Genomic DNA, 21724 nt, shown 5'->3' with positions numbered 1-21724 from the left:
TGGCAGTTTGTTAAAAAATACTAAATGTACAGGCCGCGAGTGCACTTTATTAATGATGGCAATAACACGACTATTCAAATGTAAGTTCATAAAATTAAAACGCACGCTACATACACATAAAAAAGCCACTATCGAAACAGTGGCTTGGTGAGAGTCGAACGCTTATTTACATTTACTTTGGTTCGCGTAAATGGAAAATTTGGCACTTGTTACCTAAATCAGGTTGTTGTGCAAAATTAGTTTTATCTGCAAGGCCACAATCACTTAAACCCAGTGCTTGCTTTGTATAACGGTTGATCAACATCACGCCGCCACCTTCAACAGGGGTTATACGCCATTGTGCTGTTTTAGTTTCGCACGAAGCCATTTCAACGTTAGCGCCAGGCACTAAAGCATTGTTTGCCACAGCAGCGCAATAATCGCTATCTAGGTCTTGTTTTAGAGCAACGTAGCCTGTGTCTGTTGGCGCAAAGAACCATTGCTGGGCATCGCTGTGAGTAAACGCTTGTTGCTCAACATTAGTACCCGCTTTAACAGCTCCTGCAACGCTCAATGCTTTACCACTTTGTTGGCTCATTACCGCGACACTACCTACAGGCTGTAACTGCCAATCAGCACATGCAGTATCTTTACCTTGTTGTAAAACCGCTTGATTTTGCGCGGCTGAACACCCTGCTACGGCTAATGGTTTTTCAGTGTAACGGTTAGTAATAGTGACATTACCATCAGTGCTTGGTGCTACTTTCCATTGCTGACAGAAGTTATTACGCCACGCTGCAGATTGTATTTTCGCATTATCAGCATCACTGCAATTAGCCAGCTCTAAAAACTTGCTGTCTTCACGATTTGCTAAACGTACAAAACCATCTGTGGTGGCATCAATCACCCATTGACCATTGGTGCTTGCACATTGGCGTTGCACGGCACGCGCATCTTGAGGATCCGCTGCAATATCTAAACATAAACCGCTGGTTGCATTAACTAAGTTATAACGCTGACCTTGCACACGAGTTACAAGTGGCCCGTATTCACCTGATGGTGGAGCAACTTCAACACCCGGTGTAACAGGTTTTGCAAAGTTTGGCGTGCCATCCTTATTCCAAGTAAATTTTTGCGCACGTAAAGAACGTGTGGCACTACAACCATGCTCTACTGAGTCATTGCCATGGTATACCAGCCAGTCTTCACTGCCATCGGGTGAGGTAAAAAAGCCATTATGGCCTGGGCCAAATACTTCATCAGTACGTTCAAATACAGGCTCGTCAAACTTCTTCCAGCTGTTTGCATCAAGCGGATCATCACCTACAAGTTCTAACATCCCTAACTTGTAGTCTGGGGTGTTACAAAAGCTTGCTGAGTAAGTCATAAACGTGCGACCGTTATGCTGTAAAATCTCAGCGCCTTCGGTAACTTTACGGCCACTGATCTCCCAATCGAGTTCAGGACGTGTGATCACCGTGTGCGGTGAATTCTTTTTCAATGTCCACGGGTTTTCCATTTCAGCAATAATGTTTAACTGTTGATCTCCTTGCCACTGTGAGTAGATCACATACAGTTTGTCTTTATAGTTTAGGTAGTTACCATCGATATTCCATACATCAGGCATGAGTGCGCCTTTGTATTCATACGGACCCATTGGGTCGTCACCGGCACTTTCTAATACATTCAGATGTTGGTTATCTAAAGTACCATCAGTCCCTGCTGTATACATCATGTACCAACGGTAGCCGTCAGGGCCTTTAACACGATGAAATTCAAACGCCCAAAAGTTACAACAACGCGCAGGATCGGTCGCTGACCATACATTTACTGGGGTTGCATCGGCAAGTCCTGCTAAAGTAGGTGATTTACGCATCACCAATTCAGATGTCCATGTTGTCGTCGTTAGGTAATAGTTACCATCCCAGTACTCAAGCCATGGATCGGCACCATTAGGAAATAATGGATTAGTGAATACGCCATCATCTTGCGTGGGTGCTTTTGCGCTCGCGATTGGTGCTGCATCTTGTGTTTGTTGTGTGTCTGCGCGGGTTGTAGATTCACACCCTGTAAGTGAGCTTAATGACAAAGCGAATAAACCTACAAGGCCTGTTGCTTTAGCAGTACGCTTTAATTTAGTGCGCAAGTGATGTTGTGCATTCATTGTTGTTATCACCCTTAGTTATTATAACAAACCCGCTATTGGGGTTTAATTTTATAGAAAACAGTTTTGAGTTGAGCTGTTGCGCCTCAACCTGTGTTAATTTTTTACCTGCGCTAAGTAGCTGGGCTGAACTGAAGTTACTAAAGCTTAAGTCAATATCTAACGTAATAGCTTTATCCTGCGCATTAATACCTGCAACATACCAGTTGCAGCGAGAACGTCTCGCCATCACCACATGCTTACCTGGGCTGCCTTGCAAGAGCCTTGTTTCATCCCACAGAGTAGGCAGCGATTTCAAATAAGCTTTTACTGGTTCTGAAACTTTCGTCATTTGCTCAGGCGTTGTCACTAAGTGCTGTACCCCAGATGTAAATAAAATCGGCAGCGCGAGCTCAAAGGCATTATTGGTTTTGCGTTCAATATTAGGAATATCACCAAGTACCATAGGTGTAAAATCCATTGGATCAAACACGTTCCGAGTAAACACTAAGGTCGCTGCATGCTGCGCTTCTTTATCGGCAAATGCTTGAAAAAAGCTTATCATCTCAAAGCCTTTTACTGCTTCGGAGGTCATTAGATTAGGATAAGTTCGCTGCAAGCCCCTTGGCAAAGTGGTGCCATGAAAATTGACCATTAACTGATGTGCTGCTGCGTCTTTCAGCATAGCTTCGTAATAGGCCATCACAGATGAACCATCACCCGGGAAGAAGTCGACTTTAATGCCTTTAATTCCCATAGCTTGAAGTTTTGCAAAATGTTTAATGCGATCAGCACGCGTTAGTAATGCACTTTTAGGAGAATAAACCGTGTTATTCCACGCGCCTGATGAGTTATACCAAACCCATAAATCAACATTTTTTTGCTTAGCATAGGCTGCCAACTGCTGCATTTTCTCCCAGCCTATTTTTTGATCCCAATCCGCATCAATCAATACATATTGCCAGTGCATATCTGCTGCATAATCAATGAACTGTTTTTGCACAGGAAAGGTTGTAAAGTCATCCTTTAATAACCCCCAACTCCAAGCAGCAATCCCCGGTTTAACAAAATCAGTGTTAGTTAGCTGGTTTGGTCGGGCTAAGTCAGTCCCTAAAGTAGACTCAGTAACCGTTTGCAACGTGCCAATTACCAATAAACGCCAAGGCGATAACAGCGGCAGTGTATGCTCTGGTAAATAGCCACCATTAGAAGTAACTTCACGCTGATCAGGAAAACGAACCTTAAACTGCCCTTGGCTATTATTGGTTAAATTAGTACCACTGTAATAGTCTTCACCACCAGCTTCTGAGATTAAAATATACTGCTCTTGGTGCTTAAATAATGCCGGATACACCCAGCCATTATTGGTTATTGCAGGGGTCGTTAATGCTGTCGCTTGTAAATATTCTTCTTCATAAGAAGGGTTAGTGTTCATCCAGCCAGATTGCGCTTGCGCTTTAGGCTGTAACCACGCAACGGTTTCACTTGGGAAGTTAAAACCCGTTTGTTCACTCATAACGACCCGCGTATCCGAGGACTCCCCATCTAACTCGTAGCGAAAAGCAACCCCATCGTTGCTCACTTGAAAGCGAACATTCAATGTTTCGTGTTGCTGATTAGTCACGCTTACAACCGTACTGTTAGCCTGGTAATCAACAAACTGTTGCTTACCAGTAAAAAGCTGGTAGCTATCATTCACTGTCGGCTGTTGTTTAACAGCTAATAATCTAAGCTTTTTAGTAAAATCGGTATTATTAAGCGTGATACCTAATAAAGATGGCTCAATTACTTTATCGCTACCTGACTGTACTTGATAACTTAACTGCCCTTGCTCATCTAAATCAACCAATACGGCTAACTGCTGATCTGGGCTATGAATAGTCGCAACCTCAGTCGCTTGCGCCACAGTTGTTATCACTAAGGCTGCAAACAGCAGCCCTATTTGATTAACGAAGTGCATTACTTAGTGCCAAACTCATACACAATACGCGTTGAATAAACCTCACCAGGCATCAAAGTTGTAGTGGGGAATGTTGGCTGATTCGGTGCATCAGGAAAGTGCTGTGGCTCTAGGCAAAAACCACTTCTTAATTTATGTACTAAACCAGAGGCTTGCTTACTGCTTCCATCTAAAAAGTTACCTGAGTAAAACTGTACCGCAGGTTCTTCGGTATACACAGTTAGGGTTCGACCTGAGCTTGGCTCATAAACGTTAGCTGCTTCAATCAAATCATGATTAGGTTTGTTTTTCAGCACAAAGTTATGGTCATAACCTTTACCAAGCTTCAGCTGCTCATCATCCACATTAATTTCTTTACCAATTGCTTTTGGATTTCTAAAATCAAACGGTGTACCCGCCACTTGCATTAACTCACCCGTTGGGACCAAACCGCCATCCACAGGGGTGATTGCGTTTGAGTTGATTTGCATTTGATGATCGAGAATATCGCCCTTACCGGCTAAGTTAAAATAACTGTGCTGGGTCATATTGATGATGGTTGGCTTATTTGTTTTTGCCACAAACTGCATATCAAGGGTATTTTTGTTGGTCAATGTATAGGTGACTTGTGTGGTCAGCTCACCAGGATAACCTTGGTCACCATCAGGACTTACGAGGCTTAGTGTTACACCAGCACTGTTTTGCGTGCTAAATGGCACCATATTCCAGACTTTCTTATCAAAGCCTTGCACACCACCGTGTAAATGGTTAGCACCATCGTTAGTTGCTAACTGATAATCCGTGCCGTTTAAGCTAAATTTACCATTAGCAATACGGTTACCAAATCTGCCAATGATCGCGCCAAAGTATGTGGTTGCATTAGTGTAATCTTCTAAATTATCCATACCTAAAACAATATTACCCATGTTGCCATTGCTGTCTGGCGTTTCGATACGGGTAATAATGCCGCCATAATTGATCACATCAACGCTCACGCCATTACTATTGGTTAGGGTAACTTGGTTGATCGGAGTTTGGTCTGCCAGCTTGCCATAAGCGTGCAGTAATGCAGAAGGTGAATTGGTCATATTGTCTCCTTGGTGAGCACACGCGGGGGTTAAAGCAATCCCAAAGGACACTGCTATTGCAAAGATACCGCGAGATAATTTTTTAATCGATGTTGACGACTGATGAACCGCTGTTAGGCGCTGAGTTACACATTGCAATGACATGACAATAACCTTATTATAATTGCATTTATACTTTTATAATACAATATAGTGATCGATTGCAAATTTATTCGCCTAACTTTTTAGTTGTATTTTGCCGTCTTTGACTAAAATGCAGTCCATACCACCAACCTGAGCTGCTTGATAGCCTATTTGCGTGTCTTCAAACACCACACAATTTTGTGGTTGAATGTTTATTTGTTTGGCTACGCTTAAAAAAGTTTCTGGGTGTGGTTTACCGTGGCGAACATCACTGGCAGTAACTAATGCGTCTATTTTATCGATTAACTCTGTTTGAGTTAGATGCTCAATGGCATGCGCACGGTCCGCGCCAGTACCTACCCCAATAGGCATTTTGCCATGGTAATAGTTTAATACATCGACTGTCTCAGTAATGATTTCTGGCTGATGGTTTAAGCCTAACCAAAATTGGTGTTTTTGCTTGGCAACTTCATCAGGATCATGACTAAGTCCATATTTTTCATTGAGAAGATCAACAGTGGCAAGTGTTGGTACGCCACCTAAACTATACATATAGTCATAGTCAAACGGATAACCTAATGCATGGCAGGTCAGCTCCCATGCTTGTAAATGAGAGCCCATCGAATCGATAAGCGTGCCATCCATATCAAAAATAATGCCTTGGTATTTTGTGAGATCGAGCATGTGTACTCCAAAGTCTTAGAAAACAAAAGCCAACTTTACTATAAAGTTGGCTTATTTAGTTAACTTAGATCACTGCTGTTATAGGTGATTAAAGCCCACGTTTTAACATGTAATACGCTGCATTGTGGCGTAGCTCTGTTTTGAAACCACGGATGCTGGTATCAGCATCGATAATCATGGTTTCAACACCTGCCATTTCAGCAAGATCAACAATCATATCGGTGGTAACAGCTTGGCTGTACGCAGTGTGGTGCGCACCACCGGCATGGATCCACGCAGCAGACGCCACTGATAGATTCGGTTTTGGTTCCCACAATGCTGATGCAACTGGTAAATGCGGTAACTCAGCCGGTGGCGTTACTGTATCTACTTCGTTGATCAAAATACGGAAACGATTACCCATATCAATTGGCGAAACGTTAATTGCCGCACCGGCTTTAGCGGTAAACAATAAACGACCCACATCACATTTCACCCCAATGGTGTGAGTGTGAACTTCAAGGCGTGGTTTTTGCGCAGCAATTGATGGACACACTTCTAACATGTGAGCACCTAGTACTTGGTCGGTATCACCCATGTTATACGTGTAATCTTCCATAAATGAACAACCGCCTTCACGGCCTTCACCCATTACTTTCATGATGCGTACCATAGCAGCTGTTTTCCAGTCGCCCTCGCCGCCATAGCCATAGCCTTTAGCCATTAAACGCTGCGTTGCAAGTCCTGGTAAACCTGATAAACCAGACAAGTCTTCAAAACAGTTAGTGAATGCTTTAAAGCCACCTTTTTCTAAAAAGCGTTCCATACCAAGCTCTAAACGCGCTTCGTTGCGTAGCATCGATACTTTGTAGTCATCTTGCAACGTTTCATCGCTAATCACATAGTCAGTTTTATATACTTCAAGCTGGGCATCGACTTCAGCATCTGTCACGGTATCAACAACTTTAACGAGCTCAGCTACACCAAAGGCATGCACTTCATAGCCAAAGGTGATTTGTGCTGATACTTTGTTACCTTCTGTAACCGCAACTTGGCGCATGTTATCGCCAAAACGTGCCACTTTAAGTGTTTGGCTCTCAGCCCAACCTTTAGCAGCGCGACACCAATCATCAATTTGCTTTTGCACGTCAGCACGTTGCCAGTGACCAGCCACTACTTTACGCTCTTTACGCATTACAGTACCAATAAAACCAAACTCACGGTCACCGTGGGCACTTTGGTGGGTATTCATGTAGTTCATATCAATATCAGCCCACGGTAGCGCGGCATTGAATTGCGTATGAAGGTGTAACCATGGTTTACGTAACTCGTTTAATCCAGCAATCCACATTTTCGCAGGTGAGAACGTATGCATCCATAATACTAAACCCACACAGTTAGGATCGGTGTTGGCTGCTTGGCACACGGCATGAATTTCTTCAGGCGTTTTCACCGTTGGCTTACACACTAAGTTAACTGGTAAATTAGCTTCGCTATTTAAACCAGCCACAATTGCAGCGCTATTATCTGCAACGGTATTTAACACTTTTGGGCCATATAAATGTTGTGACCCAGTTACAAACCAAACTTCTTTCATTGACGACGGCATATATAAATTCCTCTTGTACTTGTTAGCCACGGTTACTTTGGCCGTAGTAGGCATCTTTACCGTGTTTTCTTAAATAATGTTTATCCATCACAGACTTCTTAAGCGCAGCTGCATTTTGATCAAGCGTGCGAGTTAAGTAAGCCATGCGAGCAATTTCTTCTAGCAGCGCCGCGTGATACACAGATTGCGCAGCATCTTTACCCCAAGTAAACGGTGCATGTCCTGCCACAATCACCATAGGTGCCGCTTTCGGATCACGGTCTTTATAAGCATCGGTAATTTGAATACCGGTCTCAAGCTCATAATCACCATTTACTTGCGCATCAGTAAGCTCGCGGGTGCAGGTAATGTCACCGTGCACATAATCAGCGTGTGTAGTACCAAAACAAGGAATGCTCTGCTTTGCTTGTGCCCATGCAGTGGCATACGTTGAATGAGTATGCGTTACGCCACCAATGTCATTAAAATGACGATACAAATGAATATGGGTTTTGGTATCCGAAGACGGCCGCATGCTGCCCTCAACAATGTTGTTTTCTAAATCAACAATCACCATGTCTTCTGCTTTCATTTGGTCATACGATACACCACTTGGTTTAATCGCAATCACGCCTTTGTCGCGGTCGATTTGCGATACATTACCAAAGGTATAAATCACCAAACCACGACGTTGTAATTCCATATTTGCTTCGAATACTTCGCGCTTTAATTCTGTGTAGCTCATGCTTTTGCTCCATCAACATACTGTGCTAACGCTTGATAGTTAGCATAGAGTTCGTTATAAACCGCAACCCGCTCTGGGTTAGGTAAATACTGATGACATACAGCAGAAGCCATAACTTGCTGAGCATCCGCCACTGTTGCATATTCGCCCGCTGCCACAGCAGCCATAATTGCAGCACCAAGCGCACAGCTTTGCTCGCTTTCAAGTACGTCAATTGGGCAGTTCCATACATCAGCACAAGTTTGCATTACGTAATCTGATTTTTTTGAAATGCCGCCAATCACAACCACTGACTCAATCGGTACGCCTTCACTTTGAAAACGCTCAGTAATGGCGCGTGCGCCAAAGGCCGTCGCCTCAACTAATGCTTTAAAGAACTGCGGCGCATCAGTGCCCATTTTCATGCCCGTCATGGCCATTGCTACGCTTTGATCAGCATCAGGAGTGCGACGACCGTTGACCCAGTCAAGTGCCGTTACATCGGTATTTTTAACCGGTAACGCACTGGCAGCTTTTGATAAATCAACTAAAATTGAGTCTTCAATTTTGTTGATCAAGCTTTGTTCAACGTCGTTTAAATTTGTTAATTGGCGAGTCGGCCATAACATCAGGTTTTTAAACCATGCATATAAATCACCAAACGCAGATTGACCCGCTTCAAGGCCAATCATGCCTGGGATCACTGAGCCATCAACCTGACCACAGATACCTTTAACACAGGTATCGCCAAGTTGTTGTTTTGAAGTAACGGTAATATCACAGGTAGAAGTACCCATTACTTTAGTCAGTACGCCTGGGCGTACATTAGCGGCAACTGCGCCCATGTGACAGTCAAAAGCACCGTAACCTACAACTACATTCTGTGATAAACCAAGTTTATCAGCCCATTGCGCTGTTAATTTACCAGCGACTTGGTCACTTGGTTGGGTTGCTGCATTAAGCGTATCAACCACACCATCTAATAATGGGTCAATATTGCTGAAGAAACTATTTGGTGGGAAACCACCCCATTGCTCATTCCACATTTGTTTGTGGCCCGTTGCACAGCGTCCCAGTGTTAATACTTCTGGGTGAGTGGTGCCACACATCAATGCCGTCATCCAATCACAATGCTCAACCCACGAGTAAGTTGCCGCTTTTACAGCCGCATCATCTCTAAAAATATGTAATGCTTTAGCCCAGTACCATTCTGATGAATAGATGCCGCCCATGTGTGAAAGATAATTAACCTCGTTATTGGTCGCGGCTTTGGTGATCTCATTCGCTTCTTTAATCGACGTATGGTCTTTCCAAAGAATGAACATAGCATTAGGGTTTTCAGCAAATTCTTCAGTCAGCGCTAAAGGCGTGCCTTGGCTATTAATCGCCACTGGCGTTGAGCCTGTGGTATCAAAGCTCATACCTATTACTTTATCCGCAGTTCCCGCAGGTACTTGTTGCCATAGACCATTGACGACCTCAATCAAGCTGTCGATGTAGTCTTGTGGATGCTGGCGAAATTGATCTTTACTTGGATCGCAATATAAACCTTGCGCCCAACGCGGATAATTCACTAAATGGCTAGCCAGCTCTTTACCTGTGGTTACATCAACAAGCAGTGCTCTTACTGAATCAGAGCCATAATCTAAGCCCAATGTATAACGAGACATAAATACCTTTCACTAATTGGATACTAACAATGTTAGTCATTACTGTTATTTGTATGATAATATCAATAATGACGGGTTGTAAAGGTATTATAAAAATATTATTAACAGATTTATTCTGAAATATTCGTGACACCTGTGCCCTTTAAACTAATGTTTTGCACTAATAAAGGGCTTAAACCATGTCATAAGCAATGCTAAAAGCCGTTAATTTATTTTGTATGATGAAAATAGGATGTCTATGTCTAGCCAATTAGAACAATTAAAAACCATGACCACTGTGGTTGCTGATACCGGTGATTTTGAAGCAATCGATCAATATAAGCCGCAAGATGCCACTACCAATCCATCGTTATTGCTCAATGCGATTAAAATTGAAAAATACCGCCCACTGGCTGTTGAAGCCGTTGCTTGGGCTAAGCAACAAACAAGTGACAATGCACTGGTGATCAGCAAAGCTGCTGACAAACTGTCGGTACTAATTGGTGCAAATTTAATGGCTCAAGTGCCAGGGTTAGTGTCTACCGAAGTAGATGCGCGCTTATCGTTTGACACTCAAGCAACTATTGATAAAGCCCTTGAGCTTGTTGCGCTCTATAAAGAGCAAGATATTGATACCTCGCGCGTACTGATCAAAGTGGCGTCTACATGGGAAGGTATTCAAGCAGCAAAAGTACTCGAGCAACAAGGTATTCGCTGTAACCTAACGTTGGTGTTTGCATTTGCTCAAGCTCGTGCGTGTGCTGAAGCAGGTGCTTATTTAATCTCGCCTTTTGTTGGTCGTATTCTTGATTGGTATAAAGCAAACCAAACTGATAGCGATTTTAGCGGTGCTAATGATCCAGGCGTACAGTCTGTTGCACATATTTATAACTTCTTCAAAAAGCACGATTATAAAACCATCGTTATGGGTGCAAGCTTTAGAAACATCAGCGAAATCCAATTACTGGCAGGTTGTGATAGATTAACTATCAGCCCAGGGCTATTATCAGAACTAGCCGCAACAGATGCCCCATTAGCGCGTCAACTGACTGCTGCTACTGAAACAGTTGCCCCGCCAACGCCTATGACTGAGCAAGCATTTCGCTGGGAAATGAATCAAGATGCCATGGCCACTGAAAAACTAAGCCAAGGTATTCGCCAATTTGCAATTGACCAAGAAAAACTAGAAGCCATTCTAGCTGAGCTGATCTAAGCTTCAGTCGTTATATAAAATCAATTCTGCAAATAAAAAAGCCCGCTGATTTAATTAAATCAGCGGGCTTTTTGTTCAGGTAAATTTTTAACCCAAGTTCAAAACAATTAAGCGTCTAGTAACGCATTAGCCTTAGCAACTAGGTTACTCACAGTAAAGCCAAAGTATTCAAGCAGAACTGGTCCTGGCGCTGACTCACCAAAGGTAGTCATACCTAGTACATCGCCATCTTGGCCAACATATTTATACCAAAAATCGCTATGTGCAGCTTCTACCGCAATTTTAGCAACACCAACAGGTAATACACTCTGGCGATAGGCTTTATCTTGCAAGTCAAACTGATTGGTACATGGCATAGATACAACACGAACCTGTTTACCCTGCGCAGTTAGATCAGCTGCTACATTAACCGCTAATTCAACTTCAGAACCAGTGGCAATAATGATCAGCTCAGGTGTGTGCTCGCTATCAACTAATATATAGCCACCTTTAGCAACATTCGCTAGTTGCTCTTTAGTGCGCGGCATTGCTTTAGTACCTTGGCGGCTAAAGATCAATGCACTTGGGCCAGCTTCTTTGATTAACGCCTGACTCCATGCAACCGCTGTTTCAACTTCATCACATGGGCGCCAAGTCGACATATTTGGCGTCATACGCAAATTAGCAATTTGTTCAATTGGCTGATGGGTCGGGCCATCTTCACCTTGACCAATTGAATCATGGGTATACACAAAAATACTGTGTGCTTTCATTAATGCCGCCATACGCACAGCATTACGCGCGTATTCCATAAACATTAAGAAAGTTGCACCAAATGGGATAAAGCCGCCATGCAGCGCAATACCATTCATTATCGCGCTCATGCCAAACTCGCGTACGCCATAAAATACATAGTTACCGGCAGCATCATCTTGCAAGCCTTTCGCGTCAGGCCATAAAGTTAAGTTGGAACCGGCTAAATCAGCGGAGCCTCCCATAAGTTCAGGCAAATGCTCAGCAAAGAAGGTAATGGCATTTTGTGATGATTTACGGGTTGCTATGTTTTGCATATCTTCTTGGCACTTGGCAATGTACTGATCAGCAATTTCTGCAAAGTTGCTCGGTAATGATTTAGCCGTTACACGGCGGTTAAATTCTTTACTCAGCTCTGGGTGTGCTTTGCTGTAAGCGGCAAAGGTTTGTTGCCATGCGCTTTCTAAATCTTGGCCTTTGGCTTGGCCATTCCACTCATTGTATACATCTTGAGGAATTTCAAACGCTGGATGTGGCCAATTTAGTTGCTCACGAACCGCTGCAATTTCATCATTACCCAGTGGTGAACCGTGACAATCATGACTACCCGATTTATTGGGCGAACCAAAACCAATCACCGTTTTACAACAGATAAGCGTTGGCTGATCTGGGTTAGCTTGCGCAGCTTCAATAGCACTGGCAATCGCGGCCATATCGTGACCATCAACGCCACTAATAACCTGCCAACCGTATGATTCAAAGCGTTTTGGGGTATCGTCAGTAAACCAGCCTTCTACTTCGCCATCAATTGAGATGCCATTGTCATCCCAAAAAGCGATGAGTTTACCTAACTTTAATGTACCTGCTAATGAACATGCTTCATGAGAGATACCTTCCATCAAACAACCATCACCTAAAAAGCAGTAAGTGAAGTGATCAACAATATCAAAGTGTGGTTTATTAAATTGTCCAGCTAAGGTTTTTTCAGCAATTGCCATACCAACCGCATTGGCAATACCAGCACCAAGTGGCCCTGTAGTTGTTTCAACCCCAGGTGTATAACCATACTCTGGGTGACCCGGCGTTTTAGAATGCAGTTGGCGAAACTGTTTAATGTCTTCAATACTGACATCATAACCACTTAAATGTAGTAATGCGTACTGCAACATAGAGCCATGGCCGTTTGACAACACAAAACGGTCGCGGTTAGGCCAATCAGGATTCAATGGATTGTGGCGGTGGAAGTTTTGCCAAAGAACAGCAGCAATATCGGCCATCCCCATTGGTGCACCTGGGTGACCTGAATTAGCTTTTTGAACGGCATCGACAGCAAGCATACGGATTGCATTTGCAGATTGAGAACTGGGCAGAGTCATCTGTTACTATTTCCTGTTAATATTATATTATAAATAATATCTCAAAATGTAATATAAATAGCAATCAGAAATCGCCCGAACTCGCTAAAAACAGTTCTTCAGCGCATACAAATGCAGCTCTGCAAATCATTTTCCTAGAACTTAACGATTTGTTGCACAAAAAACAGACAGTGAGGGTAAATGAGAAACCATGAAATAATTTGTAGCTCGTGCTTAGCACGTTAAGCATATCGTCGCCGTAAGCATCCGTAGTGTGGCTTGTAGAAGAGCGCTTTAGCGCCGAATAGTGATCAAAAAACTCGTTTCACTGCCTCGCCACCTAAGCTGCCTGTGTCGTAGGCGCTAAGCTTGCTGGCGCGAAAAAAAACATCGGCGTTTGAATCCATCCATGGAGCTTGGTTACATCGGTCATTGCCTAAATGGATTTAGGTACTTAGATTTTGTCGGGAACAAAAACCTGCCATGACCTCACTTCTTCGCGCTGCACTCTTTACTAGATATGTCGTTTACTTTAGGCGTCCTGCCCTTCGCCATAAAGGTCTGCTTCGCAGTTCCAAAATATTCCCGATATTTTTGTCGGTCCCTCGTCACCTAAGCTGCCTGTGCGGCAGTAAACTCGAAGCTGCAGGGCTGATACTGGTTGTCCGTTTTCTAAGCTGCCTGTGCGGCAGTAAACTGTCGGGTTTAATATCTATAGATTACTGTGACTTTCTAAGCTGCCTGTGCGGCAGTAAACCTAACACTGGGTATGGTTCAGTGACAGTGGGATTTCTAAGCTGCCTGTGCGGCAGTAAACTTTTCAGCTCTACGCTCTGCCTTAGCTTTACCTTTCTAAGCTGCCTGTGCGGCAGTAAACTATAGAATATCAGCATAAAAATAAGTTACAACAAGCCATTAGGTTAAATATTACTATTTTACCTTATCAAAAACGATATGTTATAACCCATTGTTTTTATAGAAAATTTTAAAGAGAAAAAATAAAGGGTTAAAACCAAGGTATCGTGGCAACTTTACTTAATCCATAAGAATCAAACTTACCATCAATAGGTTTATCTTTTAAATCACTAAACGCAAAGAATTTGCGATGCACTTGTTCTGTTGAACCGCTGAACAAATCTAGATAAGGATTATCAGCAGCACCAAGTACATATTTACATTGTTTGAAAAAATGTGTACGTTATTTTGAGCTAAACATGGTGCGGGGTCTATTCTTACATGAAGGTGAGTTTAACTATGTAAGGTATTCACTTTGAGTTTGCTAATCTTAAATTAGCTGAGAGGCTCACAAACAGACTTCCCTTTCTGCCTGAACTATTTGCTTTAGATCAAAAATCAAACATACTTTCTGTGTGCATCTTCAAAAAACATGACCATAATATTGCAATCGTAATTAACTTACCGACATACTTTGTCACGATTTTTCACTAGCTGGGCTTACAGCTCAATGGTAATGTAGGGTTAGTCACGTTTATAAGTATATAAATTAAATAAATATGTGACACGCCATATTGGCCACTATTAAAGGAGAGTATCTATGGACCCGATAACGCAAGTTCTCAACATGTTATTCACTGTTGAGGCGTTTTTACTCATTTTTGTTTTAGTACTGCTAAAAAGTAGTGTTAAATTTGTGCCGCAAAACCGTGCGTGGCTCATTGAACGTTTTGGTAAGTATCAATCAACTAAAGAAGCAGGCCTAAACTTTATTGTGCCGTTTGTTGATCGTATTGCCGCTGATCGTAGTTTAAAAGAGCAAGCGCAAGATGTGCCGTCGCAATCTGCTATTACCAAAGATAATATTTCATTGATTGTTGATGGTGTATTGTATTTCCGTGTTATGGATCCATACAAAGCCACTTATGGCGTTGATGATTATGTGTTTGCCGTTACGCAATTATCGCAAACAACGATGCGTTCAGAGCTTGGTAAAATGGAGCTGGATAAAACCTTTGAAGAACGTGATGTACTAAATACTAATATTGTTGCGGCAATTAACCAAGCCGCAGATCCTTGGGGTATTCAAGTATTACGTTATGAAATTAAAGATATTGTGCCACCGCAATCAGTAATGGAAGCGATGGAAGCACAAATGAAAGCGGAACGTGTTAAACGTGCACAAATTTTAGAATCAGAAGGTGATCGTCAAGCTAATATCAATGTCGCTGAAGGTAAAAAACAAGCGCAAGTACTAGCCGCTGAAGCAGAAAAAGCCGAGCAAATCCTGCGTGCTGAAGGTGAAGCTAAAGCCATTATTGCGGTAGCCGAAGCACAAGCTGATGCACTACGTAAAGTAGGTGAAGCAGCTGATACTGAGCAAGGTCAAAAAGCCATTCAATTAGACCTCGCCTCAAAAGCAATTGCCGCAAAACAAGCCATTGCTAAAGAATCGTCAGTTGTTTTATTACCCGATAACGGCACCGATGCCAGCTCTATGGTAGCGCAAGCGATGTCGATTATTAATACCTTAAATACCAAACAAAAAGGTTAAGCTGTAAAGGAGCAAACTATGGAGTTCATTACCAATAATTTAGCCCAAACACTGATGATCTTAGGTGTACTGGCACTGATAATTGAAGTAGCAGTGCTGGGAATGTCGACCTTTATATTATTGTTTTTGGGTATATCATTATTTGCAACTGGATTAATGATGAACTTCGCGCTGTTAGAAGACTCATTAACCACCGCACTTTGGAGTAACACCTTGATCACCGCCGCATGCGCTGTTTTACTATGGAAACCGCTAAAACGCATGCAAGATAATGTTGATAATAAAGAAGTGAAAAGTGACTTTGCAGAGCTTGATTTTGTGCTCACTAGCGATGTTGATGAGTTAGGTGTTAGTACCTACTCGTATTCTGGAGTGAGCTGGAAACTAAAAAGCCAGCAACCACTAAGCGCTGGCACCCATGTAAAAGTGGTAAAAAAAGAAGTCGGTGTTATGTGGGTTGCAGCAATTTAACCTAGATGTGGGTATAACACTCTGAATATGCTGTATGATTTTTACCATAAAGCCAGCCAAGAAGTTTTTATCGAATTACTTGGCTTTTTTGTAACAAAAAATATTCGCTAAACCCGCACAACTCTTAGCTAAAACGCAATAAATGAAATATAAAACCACGCAATTGTTAACTGACAATGATTAAATTAGCCTTTAAATGTTAAAACAATTAAAGGCTGCAAATAGACGTATGTTTAACTACTATATTTGGACTTGTGTCTCGCTATAAAACTCGCTAGTTTAACCAATCAGATAATAATAAAAACAAAAAGTAACTGTATGATCAGGGTCGAAAATCTTTGCCGTACTTATGGCGCAGGCGAAACGCAAGTCATTGCATTAAGTAATGTTTCATTGCATATTGAAGAAGGTGAGTTTGTCGCCGTAATGGGCGCTTCCGGTTCAGGGAAGTCGACTTTAATGAATATCCTTGGGTGTCTCGATACACCAACCTCAGGCAGTTATTTGCTCTCTGGTGAAAGTATTAAAGAAATAGATGACGAAAGTTTGTCAGCTATCCGTAATAAAAAAATTGGCTTTATATTTCAAACCTTTCACTTATTAACTCGCCTTAGTGCTCAAGAAAATGTGGCTTTGCCACTGCGCTATACCGACACCCCAAAACAGCAAGCCAGTGAGCGCGCTATGGCGATGCTGGATAAGGTTGGCTTGCAAAATCGCGCACACCATAAACCCTTTGAAATGTCCGGTGGTCAGCGGCAACGAGTTGCTATTGCCAGAGCATTAGTAAACGAGCCAAAAGTCATTTTTGCTGATGAACCAACGGGTAACCTCGATAGTAAAACGTCTCATGAAATTATGCAGTTGCTTTGCTCACTCCACCAGCAAGGGCATACTTTGGTCATGGTAACCCATGAAGAAGATATTGCTGCTTATGCTAAGCGAATTATTCGGATGAAAGATGGCATAGTTATAGAGGATAGCGGATGTTAAAAAATCAATGTTTCAAAGCCTGTTTAGGATTATTACTTTACAGCTTAGCTTTCTCAAGCAACGCGCAAAGTTTATTACTCAGTGGTGAGCTAAAAGCCAGCGATAAGCAAATTTTTTATGCTCCAAAATCAGACAATTGGCGAGTACAAGTACAATGGATGATGAAAGAAGGCGAAATAGCGCAACAAGGTGATGTTGTTGTGGTGTTTGATAGTGGCTCGATTGCCAGTGAAATTGAACAAGATGAAGTAAGTTTAGAGGCCGCCGAAGAAGAGCTGCTTAGGATCACCACTAGCAATCAAGAAAAACAAATAGAAGCTGAGTTTAACTTTAAGCGCACTGAGCTTTTACTAGCGCGTGCCCGCATAGATGCTGCTATTCCACACGCTAACTTAAGTACCTATGATTATCAAAAAAATCAGCTCGAACTTGAAAAAGCCCTGATCAATAAACAAAAATCATCCGAAGAACTCAGCCAAGTTAAAACTGAAAATACCGTTGCGCGCAATAAGCAGTTACTGACTATTGAACAACTAAAAACAGACCTTGCATACAATAAAACGCAACTGGCAAGTATGAGCATTAAGGCACAGCGTACAGGGCCCGTTTTATATGCAAACCATCCGTGGAATGGCGAAAAAGCATTTGTCGGTATGACAGCCCAACCAGGCTGGAAAATTGTCGAAATACCGGCCATGAGTGAACTCTACATTGAAGCCTGGGTACACGAAATTGATTATCAACATTTACAACTTGGCCAACAAGCGCAATTGTTATTTGACGCCTATTTACAACAGCCGCTCAATGCGACTTTAAGCGAAATTTCAACTCAGCCAGAAGAACGCCTTCAGTGGGGCAAAGATGCCTACTTTAGAACTCGCTTTAACTTTAACGCTCAGAATTTAAAACTGTTACCGGGCATGAGTGCAAAATTAACAATCGGAGAAGACTCTGATGAATCATAACGTTTTATGCATAATATTGAGTATGTTGCTATTAACTGCATGTAATGACGATGAGCAACAACATTATCTAGTGAAAAAGAGTGATATTGCTATCACGGTTAATGCCAATGGCGAACTGGAGTCATCAACCAGTGCGATCATTGCCCCGCCGTCAGTTGCCCGTATGTGGCAATACCAAATTAAGACTATGCTAGCGGAGAACACCCAAGTTAAAAAAGGCCAAGTGGTGGTATCGTTTGACGACAAACAAGTTCGCGATAAGCTAATCGACAAACAATCTTCATTAGAGCGAGCAAAAAAACAACTCGAAAATGCGCAAAATAAAGAGCTTATCAAAGAGCAAGAACTGACCCTCAGCGTTGCCGAAATGAAAATGAACTACGATAAAGCTAAACGCAAAGCAGAGATTGTTGATCAATCTCGTTCTGAAGTTGAACGTAAAAAGTCACAAATTGATTTTACTATTGCAAACAACGATCTAACGCTTGCTAAAAGTAAGCAAACGTTTCAGCAACAGAGCAAAGAACTAAACTTAAAAATGGTGCAAAGTAAAGTTGCACGGCTGCAAAGTGAGGTAGACGAGTATTTACAAGATATTGAACGCCTTAAGGTAAAAGCCCCAATTGATGGGCTGGTAATTTATAAAACCAATTATGAAGGTGAAAAGTCATCCATTGGTGAAAGTGTGCAATTTGGTCAGCCTGTTATTGAGCTTGCTGTACTTAAAAATATGCAAGTAAAAGCACAAATCGATGAACCCGACAGCGGTAAAATTGCCCCAGGGCAAACCGTTAAAATAACCATTGATGGCAGTAGCGAACTAGTTGTGTCAGGGAAAATAAAGAGTTTGGGTCGTGTATTTAGAGAAAAGTCATATCAAGATAAGCGTCGGATTGTGGATGCCATTGTTAGTATTGATAATATTGACACCAGTGTTATTCGCCCAGGACTTACTGCGCGCTTAGAGATCACCACCGCTCGCTTACCTCAGGTATTAAGTATTCCTTTAACCAGTTTGCAATATGATCAACAAGGTCCCTATGTTACAACCACTGAAAATAACAAACAATTTATAGAGATAAGTCACTTTACCGATAATCTCGCCGTAGTTAAAAGCGGCCTACAACTAGGCGACGAGGTAAAATTATGAAAACGAGCTTTGCACTTAGCTTAATCGTTACAGCTTTATTTATCAGCGGTTGTTCAAAAGAACATGAAATTCAAAACGCGCTTACTTATACGGTTAGTGAACACAGTTTTAAAACTGAGGTTGAAGCCAAAGGGCATTTGATCGCGGCAAATGAAACCCTGATTGTTGCGCCAGCATCAAGCCGTGGGCCACAAACTTTAGCGTGGTTAATGCCAGAATATAGCCAAGTTAAAAAAGGTCAGGTCATTGCTCGTTTTGATGGCGAACAAATGCGTCGGCAAAGCCAAAAAAACACTAATCAAGCGGCTTTAGCAGCGCAAGATTTAGCACAAAAATCAGGAGAAATAGATAAAGATAAGACTATTTTAGAGCACGATATTGTATTGGTTAATGAAGAAAAGCAATTTGCCGAAGATTACTCAATTGAAGATGAACGCATTCGCTCTAAATTAGATATTTTAGAGTCACAACAAAATGTTGAGTTTTTAAATGCAAAACATAACTACTACGACTGGCAAACTGGCCGTTTTGAGCAAAGTGCCACCGGAGAGTTGATGTTATTAAAAATGAAAGAAGACCAATACAAACAAAAATTAGCAACGTTGAACACTAACCTATCATTGCTTGAGATCATCGCCCCTCACGATGGCTTATTAACCCATAGTACTAATTGGCGCGGCGAAAAACCGCGAGCGGGTGAATCCTTATGGCCTGGTCAAAAAATAGCAGCACTGCCTGATGTTAGCCAAATGCAGTTGATGTTATATGTGTCTGAACGTGAAGCAATCGATTTATCCGTAGGTCAGTCACTTACATTCAAACTTATTGCATTGCCTGAGCAGCAATTTCGTGGCGAGTTAATTGAAGTATCACCGTTTCCTAAATCAATAAAACGCGGCGACCCACAAAAATTTTACGAACTAAAAGCAACGATAAATCAGCAAAGTGACGCTTTACGCCCGGGTTTAAAACTCAATGCTACTATTTTAGTGACACCGCAAAGTGAGCGTTTAGTGGTACCTAAACAAAGTGTTTTTACCGAACAAAATGCGCATTATGTCTATGTTGAAGAAGCTGGCGAATTTGTCAAAAAGACCGTTTCATTAGGCAAACATAACCTTAGTCATGTAGAGATCCTCGCAGGCTTAGCTGCTAATGATGTGATCTCACTCATTGATATAAAGGACATCTGATGAAATATTTAACTTTATTTATCGACACCGCCTTAGAGCTTGCACAGCATAAATTACGTACTTTACTGACTTTATTAGGGATGATATTTGGTGTCGGTGCCGTCATTGCTATGCTCAATATTGGTGAAGGTGCTGAACGTGAAGCCATGAAAATGATTGACTCTATGGGGTTATATAATTTGATTGTTAATGGCAAAGAGTTCGATGAAAAAGAACTCAAAGAGCAACGTAAGCATTCGGCCGGTTTAAGCCTGCGTGATGCCCAAGTTGCCCACGACTCGCTGCCTTTTGTTACCGATTTTGCCGCACAAAAAACCATCGAGACGTATCATATTTTTAGCCAATACAATAACAGCGACGCCAATGCCGTAGGTGTAAGCGCTAATTATTTTCAGCTGTCACATTTTCAACTATTTGCTGGGCGTATATTAAATAAAAACGATCAACAACGGTTTGCTCAAGTGGCAATGCTTGGCGCAAATACTGCCAAGCAACTATTTCCGTTAGGTGACGCACTCGGTCAACAAATAAAAATTAACCACTTATGGTTTAAAGTAGTCGGTATTTTACAAGCGCCTTATTTAAAGAAAAAAGAATTTCAAGGAGTCAAACTCGGTAACGAACAAAACCAAGTATTTATTCCACTTAGTACTGCATTACACCGCTTTGAAAGTGGCTTACTTGATAGTGAAGTCAGCAGCTTGAAACTAGCCATTGATAAATCGGTTGATCCAATTGTTGCCGCACAAGCACTGGAACATTTACTGCAAAATCGCCACAGTGATATTGATGATTTTGAATTAGTTATTCCTGCCGCATTATTAGCCCAGCAAAAACAAACCCAGCAAATATTTAATATTGTAATGTCCTGCGTGGCAGGCATTTCACTCCTGGTTGGCGGTATCGGTATTATGAATATCATGTTGGCGACGGTGCTTGAACGCACTAAAGAAATTGGCTTACTGCGTGCTATTGGTGCAACACAAAAAGACATTCGAATACAATTTATTGCCGAGAGCTTTACCATTTCTATTTTAGGTGGCCTACTGGGTGTGGTATTTGGTATTGGCTTGTCTGAAATTATTTCTATGTACTCGCAGTGGGCGGTATCGTGGTCAATGACCGCCATCGTGCTATCGTTTAGTATTTGTGCGTTAGTCGGCCTTATTTTTGGTGTATACCCCGCGATCAAAGCGTCACAGCTTGACCCTATTGAAGCACTGCAAAGTGATTAACTCGAATGTTAG

At 42.0% G+C, this 21724-nt stretch carries 16 protein-coding genes, 1 pseudogene and 1 CRISPR repeat array; of the genes and pseudogenes, 8 read left to right on the top strand and 9 right to left on the bottom strand.

What is annotated here, in order from left to right; all coding sequences use genetic code 11:
- Positions 1-172: 172 nt before the first annotated feature.
- The 7 genes from H5158_RS04650 to H5158_RS04620 all read right to left on the bottom strand — a co-directional run bounded on the left by H5158_RS04650 (position 173) and on the right by H5158_RS04620 (position 9917).
- Positions 173-2143, bottom strand: coding sequence for a family 43 glycosylhydrolase (locus H5158_RS04650; RefSeq protein ID WP_182739561.1), 1971 nt, complete (start codon positions 2141-2143; stop codon positions 173-175).
- Positions 2115-4082: a glycoside hydrolase family 97 protein gene (locus H5158_RS04645; protein ID WP_182739560.1), complete on the bottom strand. Its 1968-nt coding sequence runs from the start codon at positions 4080-4082 to the stop codon at positions 2115-2117. Before H5158_RS04645 ends, H5158_RS04650 begins: the two co-directional genes overlap by 29 nt.
- A complete protein-coding gene (locus tag H5158_RS04640; RefSeq protein WP_259399416.1) occupies positions 4082-5149 on the bottom strand; it encodes an aldose epimerase family protein in 1068 nt (355 codons plus the stop codon). The genes H5158_RS04645 and H5158_RS04640 overlap by 1 nt, the downstream gene beginning before the upstream one ends.
- Positions 5150-5365: 216 nt before the next feature.
- Positions 5366-5956 carry a beta-phosphoglucomutase family hydrolase gene (locus H5158_RS04635; RefSeq protein ID WP_182739558.1) on the bottom strand — a complete coding sequence of 197 codons (591 nt, stop codon included), beginning with the start codon at positions 5954-5956 and terminating at the stop codon, positions 5366-5368.
- 88 nt (positions 5957-6044) lie between these two features.
- Entirely contained in the window at positions 6045-7544 is a 1500-nt protein-coding gene (gene araA / locus H5158_RS04630) for an L-arabinose isomerase (protein WP_182739557.1), read from the bottom strand.
- A gap of 22 nt (positions 7545-7566) precedes the next feature.
- On the bottom strand, positions 7567-8268 hold the full coding sequence (locus tag H5158_RS04625) for an L-ribulose-5-phosphate 4-epimerase (protein WP_182739556.1): 702 nt from the start codon (positions 8266-8268) through the stop codon (positions 7567-7569).
- Complete coding sequence (locus H5158_RS04620; protein WP_182717778.1) at positions 8265-9917, bottom strand: ribulokinase; 1653 nt, start codon at positions 9915-9917, stop codon at positions 8265-8267. Before H5158_RS04620 ends, H5158_RS04625 begins: the two co-directional genes overlap by 4 nt.
- Before the next feature lie 238 nt (positions 9918-10155).
- Here H5158_RS04620 and tal point away from each other — a divergent pair, with 238 nt between their 5' ends.
- Positions 10156-11109 (top strand): transaldolase, encoded by a 954-nt coding sequence (tal, locus tag H5158_RS04615; protein WP_182739555.1) that lies wholly within the window; start codon positions 10156-10158, stop codon positions 11107-11109.
- A gap of 107 nt (positions 11110-11216) precedes the next feature.
- Here tal and tkt read toward each other — a convergent pair whose 3' ends face one another.
- Together tkt and cas6f are read right to left on the bottom strand one after the other, a co-directional pair.
- Positions 11217-13217: a transketolase gene (gene tkt, locus H5158_RS04610; protein ID WP_182739554.1), complete on the bottom strand. Its 2001-nt coding sequence runs from the start codon at positions 13215-13217 to the stop codon at positions 11217-11219.
- A gap of 588 nt (positions 13218-13805) precedes the next feature.
- A CRISPR array of direct repeats spans positions 13806-14073; the repeat unit is 28 nt; unit sequence TTTCTAAGCTGCCTGTGCGGCAGTAAAC.
- A gap of 129 nt (positions 14074-14202) precedes the next feature.
- Positions 14203-14346, bottom strand: a pseudogene (gene cas6f / locus H5158_RS04605) (type I-F CRISPR-associated endoribonuclease Cas6/Csy4); the annotation flags it as partial.
- Positions 14347-14751: 405 nt separating this feature from the next.
- On the opposite strand from cas6f, the gene H5158_RS04600 reads away from it, so the two are divergent.
- The 7 genes from H5158_RS04600 to H5158_RS04570 all read left to right on the top strand — a co-directional run bounded on the left by H5158_RS04600 (position 14752) and on the right by H5158_RS04570 (position 21712).
- Complete coding sequence (locus H5158_RS04600; protein WP_145234179.1) at positions 14752-15705, top strand: slipin family protein; 954 nt, start codon at positions 14752-14754, stop codon at positions 15703-15705.
- Between the two features lie 18 nt (positions 15706-15723).
- Positions 15724-16176 carry an NfeD family protein gene (locus H5158_RS04595; RefSeq protein WP_145234181.1) on the top strand — a complete coding sequence of 151 codons (453 nt, stop codon included), beginning with the start codon at positions 15724-15726 and terminating at the stop codon, positions 16174-16176.
- Between the two features lie 318 nt (positions 16177-16494).
- Complete coding sequence (locus H5158_RS04590) at positions 16495-17169, top strand: ABC transporter ATP-binding protein (RefSeq protein ID WP_182717774.1); 675 nt, start codon at positions 16495-16497, stop codon at positions 17167-17169.
- Positions 17163-18134, top strand: a complete 972-nt coding sequence (locus H5158_RS04585) for an efflux RND transporter periplasmic adaptor subunit (protein WP_182717773.1) — start codon at positions 17163-17165, stop codon at positions 18132-18134. The genes H5158_RS04590 and H5158_RS04585 overlap by 7 nt, the downstream gene beginning before the upstream one ends.
- Entirely contained in the window at positions 18124-19284 is a 1161-nt protein-coding gene (locus H5158_RS04580; RefSeq protein WP_182717772.1) for an efflux RND transporter periplasmic adaptor subunit, read from the top strand. Before H5158_RS04585 ends, H5158_RS04580 begins: the two co-directional genes overlap by 11 nt.
- Entirely contained in the window at positions 19281-20477 is a 1197-nt protein-coding gene (locus H5158_RS04575) for an efflux RND transporter periplasmic adaptor subunit (RefSeq protein ID WP_182739553.1), read from the top strand. Before H5158_RS04580 ends, H5158_RS04575 begins: the two co-directional genes overlap by 4 nt.
- Entirely contained in the window at positions 20477-21712 is a 1236-nt protein-coding gene (locus H5158_RS04570; protein WP_145234192.1) for an ABC transporter permease, read from the top strand. Before H5158_RS04575 ends, H5158_RS04570 begins: the two co-directional genes overlap by 1 nt.
- Positions 21713-21724 lie beyond the last annotated feature (12 nt).

The sequence above is a fragment of the Pseudoalteromonas sp. SR45-6 genome (genome assembly GCF_014163545.1).
Taxonomy (GTDB): Bacteria; Pseudomonadota; Gammaproteobacteria; order Enterobacterales; family Alteromonadaceae; genus Pseudoalteromonas; species Pseudoalteromonas rhizosphaerae.
The sequence above is the reverse complement of the archived record's forward strand: the minus strand, read 5'-3'. Positions and strand labels throughout refer to the sequence as shown.

Bases quoted from the DNA above. Each gene is read 5' to 3' on its own strand.
- H5158_RS04650 (WP_182739561.1), bottom strand. From the start codon at position 2,143: ATGAATGCACAACATCACTTGCGCACTAAATTAAAGCGTACTGCTAAA.
- tkt (WP_182739554.1), bottom strand. From the start codon at position 13,217: ATGACTCTGCCCAGTTCTCAATCTGCAAATGCAATCCGTATGCTTGCT.
- H5158_RS04625 (WP_182739556.1), bottom strand. From the start codon at position 8,268: ATGAGCTACACAGAATTAAAGCGCGAAGTATTCGAAGCAAATATGGAA.
- H5158_RS04590 (WP_182717774.1), top strand. From the start codon at position 16,495: ATGATCAGGGTCGAAAATCTTTGCCGTACTTATGGCGCAGGCGAAACG.
- H5158_RS04635 (WP_182739558.1), bottom strand. From the start codon at position 5,956: ATGCTCGATCTCACAAAATACCAAGGCATTATTTTTGATATGGATGGC.
- H5158_RS04575 (WP_182739553.1), top strand. From the start codon at position 19,281: ATGAAAACGAGCTTTGCACTTAGCTTAATCGTTACAGCTTTATTTATC.
- H5158_RS04595 (WP_145234181.1), top strand. From the start codon at position 15,724: ATGGAGTTCATTACCAATAATTTAGCCCAAACACTGATGATCTTAGGT.
- H5158_RS04645 (WP_182739560.1), bottom strand. From the start codon at position 4,082: ATGCACTTCGTTAATCAAATAGGGCTGCTGTTTGCAGCCTTAGTGATA.
- H5158_RS04585 (WP_182717773.1), top strand. From the start codon at position 17,163: ATGTTAAAAAATCAATGTTTCAAAGCCTGTTTAGGATTATTACTTTAC.
- H5158_RS04570 (WP_145234192.1), top strand. From the start codon at position 20,477: ATGAAATATTTAACTTTATTTATCGACACCGCCTTAGAGCTTGCACAG.
- H5158_RS04640 (WP_259399416.1), bottom strand. From the start codon at position 5,149: ATGACCAATTCACCTTCTGCATTACTGCACGCTTATGGCAAGCTGGCA.
- H5158_RS04600 (WP_145234179.1), top strand. From the start codon at position 14,752: ATGGACCCGATAACGCAAGTTCTCAACATGTTATTCACTGTTGAGGCG.
- H5158_RS04620 (WP_182717778.1), bottom strand. From the start codon at position 9,917: ATGTCTCGTTATACATTGGGCTTAGATTATGGCTCTGATTCAGTAAGA.
- tal (WP_182739555.1), top strand. From the start codon at position 10,156: ATGTCTAGCCAATTAGAACAATTAAAAACCATGACCACTGTGGTTGCT.
- H5158_RS04580 (WP_182717772.1), top strand. From the start codon at position 18,124: ATGAATCATAACGTTTTATGCATAATATTGAGTATGTTGCTATTAACT.
- araA (WP_182739557.1), bottom strand. From the start codon at position 7,544: ATGCCGTCGTCAATGAAAGAAGTTTGGTTTGTAACTGGGTCACAACAT.